Source organism: Candidatus Lokiarchaeota archaeon (assembly GCA_014730275.1).
In the GTDB taxonomy this organism is placed as follows: Archaea; Asgardarchaeota; Thorarchaeia; order Thorarchaeales; family Thorarchaeaceae; genus WJIL01.
Window position 1 is genome coordinate 1 of sequence record WJIL01000058.1, and the last position, 5,762, is coordinate 5,762.

The 5,762-nt window shown below is 46.3% G+C and carries 3 protein-coding genes; all 3 read left to right on the top strand.

Going from position 1 to position 5,762, the window contains the following annotated elements; all coding sequences use genetic code 11:
- The first annotated feature begins 2,235 nt into the window (after nucleotides 1–2,235).
- The 3 genes from GF309_05975 to GF309_05985 all read left to right on the top strand — a co-directional run bounded on the left by GF309_05975 (nucleotide 2,236) and on the right by GF309_05985 (nucleotide 5,152).
- The gene (locus GF309_05975) at nucleotides 2,236–2,847 is read left to right on the top strand and encodes a VWA domain-containing protein (protein ID MBD3158322.1); all 612 of its coding nucleotides are present in this window, start codon (nucleotides 2,236–2,238) and stop codon (nucleotides 2,845–2,847) included.
- Between the two features lie 38 nt (nucleotides 2,848–2,885).
- On the top strand, nucleotides 2,886–3,842 hold the full coding sequence (locus GF309_05980) for an ArsR family transcriptional regulator (protein MBD3158323.1): 957 nt from the start codon (nucleotides 2,886–2,888) through the stop codon (nucleotides 3,840–3,842).
- A 347-nt stretch (nucleotides 3,843–4,189) separates the two neighbouring features.
- Complete coding sequence (locus tag GF309_05985; protein ID MBD3158324.1) at nucleotides 4,190–5,152, top strand: helix-turn-helix domain-containing protein; 963 nt, start codon at nucleotides 4,190–4,192, stop codon at nucleotides 5,150–5,152.
- The last annotated feature ends 610 nt before the right edge of the window (nucleotides 5,153–5,762 follow it).

The following is a 5,762-nucleotide window of genomic DNA, read 5'->3' on the forward strand; positions in this document are numbered from 1 at the left end:
GAACGCAATTGAGTCTTGCATTGATAACGCAGGATGTTAGTCTTGCTCAGGATGCTCTGGATCTGAATGAACAGCGGGCAGTAGACTCACGATATGAAATTGCAGTTTTCAGGCTGAACAACCAGGGAGAGCTGGAGCCTTGGAGATTTCAGAGGAAACTAGATGATAATAGACTGGAAGGTATTGACCGAAAGGCAGCTACACGAAAACAGCTCCACGGAAAGCCAGAGATAAAGCTACCCGAACTACCAACTGAACCAACATCTCTGCCTGAGAAGCCTGTGGGGAGAATGAGGGAAGTGAAATCCGGTGAGAAAGTAATAACCGAAAACAATGAAGAAATCAAGCTTGGTGCCAAACTTGGTGGGGGTGCCCAGGGGGCTGTGTATAAGATATCGGATTCACTTGTCTGCAAAATCTACCAACCACACTATCTTACCAAGCGAAGATTGCACAAGCTCAAGCTGATGACCGAGTACGATATTGACATTGAGGGAGTTTGTTGGCCAAGGGATTTGGTATATGATCAATACAACCAGTTGATTGGCTACATCATGAAACGAGTAGAAGGCAAGGACCTCCGTCATGTGATACTGGGCAGGAAGGTCCTAGAAACATATCCGGACTGGAAGAGAATCAATTTGGTTGAAATAAGTATTGAGATCCTAGAAAAAGCCCAGCAGCTTCACAGAAGGGGGATACTGATTGGCGATGTCAATCTAGATAATATCGTCGTGAAAGGCTCTGATGAGGTTTACTTGGTCGATTTAGACAGTTGCCAAATACGTGATTTTCCTTCTGCTGTTGCACAACCTCCGTTCGTGTCACCTCAGATTTACAAGAAGCTCGAAGGGCGGAATATTCGAAAATTTGGCGAGTTTCTGCGTACCTATGAGGACGAGTACTTCGCTCTTGCTACACTCGTGTTTACCATTCTTCATCCTGGCCAAGCTCCCTATGCGTATCAGGGTGGTGGCTCCCTCGTCGACAATGTGAAGAATGAAAGATTCCCCTACCCATTGGGCGACGAGTCAACAGGAGATGCCCCACTTGGCCCGTGGAGGTTCATCTGGAGCAATCTTCCATACAGAATTAAGGAGATGTTCTACAAGATTTTCGCCGAAGGTGAACGGTTCTCGGCGCAGGTCATGATAAACGAACTGAGGAGATACAAAGAGCACATTAACAACGGCCATCACAGTAACGAAATATTCCCGAAGACCTACAAAATCATAGATCCGGTTGAAGTGAAGTGCTTCTTATGCGGTGCTGTAAGAGAACAGAATCGGCAATTTATTGAATCACTGAAGCAGAAGAACAGGCCCTTTGTCTGCAACGACTGCAAAAGGAAAGGCCGTGCGCCAGTTACTGTGGAATGTTCAGAATGCGGGAAAGAAATCGAAGAGAAATCCATGATTGTTAAGATTCTTGAAAAGCAAGGGAAAGATTACGTATGCGATGAGTGCAGAGCTGGGTGGGAAAAAATCAAAGCCAATTGTTCCATCTGTGGAGCTGAATGTGAAACCTATAAAGGCCTACTGGAGAAGCTGGAAAGCGAGGGCAAGAGTTTCCTCTGTGACGACTGCATGGATGAACTGGAGAAGGTCCCCGTCGAATGCTCTGAGTGTGGTAAGTCGACCAAGGCCACCAAATTACGTCTGAACCAGCTCGAAGAGGAAGGAAAGGACTACGTTTGTGATGAATGTCGAGCGAAGTGGGAGCACGTTCCTGTAACTTGCTCAGAATGTGGGAAGGAATGCCAGGTCATGCTGAAATTCCTTGAAGAGCTGGAAAATGAAGGAAAAAGCTTTGTCTGTGATGAGTGCAGAGAAAAGATCCCTTTGCTATGTACTGAGTGTGGTCACATAAAGAAGGAAATAACCTTACAATTTCTCGAGGAGTTGAAGGCACAGGGTAAAACTTTCGTCTGTGAGGATTGCAGGGAGAAATGGCAAAAAATAGCCCTTCGATGTGCTGAATGTAAGAGGACAAAGACTGAGATAACCCTAGGTTTCTGGATTGAATTGAGGAGCCAAGGGAAGGATTTCGTTTGTAGAAGCTGCAGAGCAAAGTGGGATTCCTAAATACAAATAATGCTTATGAAGAACATTCGTGATTCTTTATCAAGTAGGAGACCCTCGATTGACAAGCGATTATGAACTAAGTGATGAGGACTTCCTTTCAAATCCCTCAACAAGAACACCTGTGTGTTTGACTCTTGACGTTAGTGGATCTATGACTGGCAAACCAATCATCGAACTGCAGAAGGGTGTGAGACTTTTCTTGGAAGAGCTCAAAGCTGATGAATTTGCGCGGCAGTCTGTCGAGATTTGTATCGTCACGTTCAGCAGTGATGTGCAGCAGGTCGTCGAATTCGGGAGTATTGACAAGGTTGAACCACCAGATTTCCTTGTAGGCGGGTGGACTCATATGGGGGCTGGTGTTGATTTAGCTTTAGATCTTCTTATCGAACGAAAGAAACTATACTCTCAGGCAGGAATCTCATACCATCAGCCTTGGATGGTTCTGATGTCGGATGGGAAGCCCCAAAATGAACCTGAAAGCGTGACCCAAAAGGCCGCAAAACGCACGAGAGAACTCATCAATGACAAAAAGCTGGTCATATTTCCTATCGGCGTCGGCCCAGACGCAGATTATGAAGCTTTGTCTCAATTCTCTCCTAAGAAAGAACCATTAAAGCTACAGGGCCTCAAATTCCGTGAATTCTTCGAATGGCTTAGTGAAAGTACAGCTCGCCAATCTCGGTCTCTTCCGGGTGAGGGTGGACGATTACCAACCGAGGAAATCGATACCTGGGCTCAGAAGGGCTGGGACACCTTTCCATAGCTGATGGTGTAGAAGAATAGTCTGGAAGGGAAGTAGCATTGCTTTCGAGGTGGGTTGCTGCAGGAGGCGTACAGCAGGGTAAACACCACACAGCGAAAGGTACGCCCTGCCAGGACTCCATTGCAATACTGCAAAAGAACGGTGTAATGGCTGCCGCTCTGGCTGATGGAGCAGGTTCAGCTTCAAACTCACACATCGGTTCCAGTATTGCCGTCGAAACTGTAACGTGGGAATTGGTGACGGATTTCGAATTCCTTCATGATTCGCCCGAACAAGCTGTCGCTGATTATTTGTCCGAGATGGTTTCGAGGGCTCTGATAACCTACGCCGAACAGCAATCGATTTCTGCAAGCTCGCTTTCTTCGACGTTGTTGTTTGTTGGCATCAAGGAATACGATATGATTATTGGTCATCTTGGAGATGGTGTCATTCTCAGCGTGCAGAAGCAGAAGCCGGGGGTTCTGTCTACTCCAGAACGTGGCGAATTTGCCAATCAGACCTATCTGACAATGTCGAAAGAATGGAAAAAGCATCTCAGAATATCGGTCAAAACTGACACTTCTCTCGATGCGTTGGTACTTATGTCGGATGGTACAGCTGATTCCTTCTATTTGAGAAAGGAAGGTGAAGTCGCTCCTGCTGCAACGAAACTCATCGATTGGTACCGAGATATCAGCTCTTCGGAAATGGATCAAATCGTTAGACATAACCTCCGAGAAAAGATTCGCAAAAAAACACCAGATGATACCTCCCTTCTCATAGTGCAGCAGAAGAAACACACCTCTCTCGAACTCAAATCCAAACCAATGGATTATGTCAAAGAATTCCTTGGAGTTAGAAGGAGGGACGCGCTAACTAATTCGCTCAAGATTCTCAATTACATGGGGAGTGAGATGAGCGTAGAAGATGTAGCTCAGAAGACAGAGCTGGGAGTATCTACGGTCTACCGGCATCTAAGCCGTTTGAACGACTTGGGTTTGTTTACAGCGGAGTAGCATTTGGAGCTGAGATGCCGAAAGATTTTGCTGTTGCTTTCAGAAAGGCGAGGGGGCATCTTGACTTTGGTGAGCTGCTTGGACATCGTTTACAACTCCAGAGTTTACTATGGACATCCGAATTACTCTTTTTAAGCGGTCTTAGTTATTGACATCTAAGTGCAAGTGCTGGTTTTTGTAAGAGAAAACCACGTACGGGAAGATGAAGATGTCAAAGGGACCTGAAACAGCACGCTTACCATGAATCTCATCGCTATGCTAATCTAGGCGTATTGGCGAGTGACTCAGACTATATCAGGTGCTGCAATGACACTGTCTTCTCAGCAGAATATTTGGAAGGTCGGAAAATGTTTTCGAGATGGGTCGGCGCAGGAGCAGTTCAAGAAGGAAAGCGACAAGATGAAGATGGCAAACCGTGTCAAAACAGTGTTGCGGTTCAAAGTGGGAACGGAGTTTTATCTGCGGCACTGGCCGACGGGGCTAGGTCGGCTGAGAACTCACATCTGGGTTCAAGCAAGGCTGTTGAAGTCGCAACGGATTATCTTATAGAAGAATTCGATTCGCTTACCGAGCTTGACTCAGCAGAAATCGCCACCAAGCTTTCTGAGGCACTCGATGCTGCACTAGTCGACTACGCTGATGAAGAATCGGTTGATCCAGAGTCCCTATCATCGACGCTGCTTTTTATCGGTATCAAAAGTGGCACAGTGCTGTTTGGTCGGCTTGGCGGAGGTATCATCCTGGGAACCAAAAATGGTGAGACCGAGTTCGTTTCGCTTTCGGAAACCGACCAGTATGTTGAGAAGGGTCATCTTACCATGCGGGAGGGCTGGGGTGAAAACCTCAAAATCTACTCACGAAATGCATCTTCACTTGATGCTGTGATCCTCATGTCGGAATCAGCTGGCGAATCGCTCTACTTCACCGAAGAAGATGTGGCCCCACCTGCGGTGAAGCTTGCAGACTGGTACCATAACATTCGCTCATCCAAGATGGAGCAGGTCATCAAACACAATCTCGCGGAGACGGTCAGCGAAAACACCTCTGATGATGCTGCACTCACGATAGCACAACGGAAAACCCACAGCTACATCGAGCTCGAGTACATGCCACTTGCTTACGTGAAAGAGTATCTTGGTGTACAGCGGCGAGATGCCGTGAACAACACGCTTGAGCTGCTCAAGCACTGGGAACGTGGGATGTCGGTTCCTGATGTTGCCGAGAAGATGGGGTTGAGCGACTCGACTGTGTACCGTCACATCCATCGTCTGGAGGAGCTCGGGTTCTTCCGGCGTCAATCTGATGTGTAGCATGTTTGGCCGAATGGCATGGTTTCGGTTGTAACACTGCGGTAGAGATTGCTTGACATTTAGTTGTCAGTGCTAGGTGTGATCTACGGGGTCTAGATTCGCTTCGAGTTTCCCCCTTTCTTCTTGTTAGCTTTTACTATCATCTTTGTTTGATGGAAGTGTCTTATAGTCTTGAATGACTACTACTGGCTTATCATATCCTCTTTTTCCTCGTAATCTTTGGCACTATCCTACGCATAATACAAAAAAGGTCAGAATTATTTATTTCATCAATTCGGACTTTCCCATCGAGATAATCGTCAACGCAATGCCCATAGGTTTGGAGATTAGTCATTGCAGCGCTATCCTTGTTTATCTGGTTTCGAGTTTCTTCTTAAAGGATACCCCTCTAGATAGATAATCGAAGCTTTTACTGTGATCATAACCTATGAATGGCAAAAAGCTTGATTAGGGGAGATCTCTGTAAGGTTGCATAGAATAAGCTCCAGCTAAGGAGATTGAAACGATTATAGGCGTCTAAAATCTCATAAGCATGTTCTAAGTGTTGCATAGAATAAGCTCCAGCTAAGGAGATTGAAACTAGATGCATCGGCTTATCGGTTGCAAATTC